General features: G+C 41.3%; 2 pseudogenes. Both read right to left on the bottom strand.

The annotated features are described in order from the left end of the window. A pseudogene (gene sdhB / locus CVN76_RS02150) lies at positions 1–97 on the bottom strand (succinate dehydrogenase iron-sulfur subunit); the annotation flags it as partial. A gap of 17 nt (positions 98–114) precedes the next feature. Further along, positions 115–380, bottom strand: a pseudogene (gene sdhA, locus CVN76_RS02145) (succinate dehydrogenase flavoprotein subunit); the annotation flags it as partial.

Here is a 380-nt window from a genome sequence, read left to right as displayed (position 1 = left end):
CTAATTCAAATTCCTCATCATAAGGAGCTGAATCCGGTGTATCTTGACGAGTGATGATAAAACGGACTGTTTTAGTCTCAGATTTAGTTTCAACCATTTTTTTGCTCCCCCTCTTTAATGTTTCGTAGTGTAGTCACGTTTACGCGGTGCGATGAGTGATACATCAATATCTTCATAATGGAATTCAGGTGCTTGATCCAAGCCCTTGAAAGTTGCCATTGTCGTTTTCATGAATTCTTCATCATTACGTTCCGGGAAATCAGGTTTGTAATGCGCTCCACGGCTTTCATCACGGTTTAACGCACCGATTGTGATTACACGTGCCAATTGCATCATATTTTTCAGCTGTCTAGTGAAAGCAGCTCCTTGGTTGCTCCATT

The sequence above is a fragment of the Bacillus sp. mrc49 genome, from assembly GCF_002803435.1.
The sequence above is the reverse complement of the archived record's forward strand: the minus strand, read 5'-3'. Positions and strand labels throughout refer to the sequence as shown.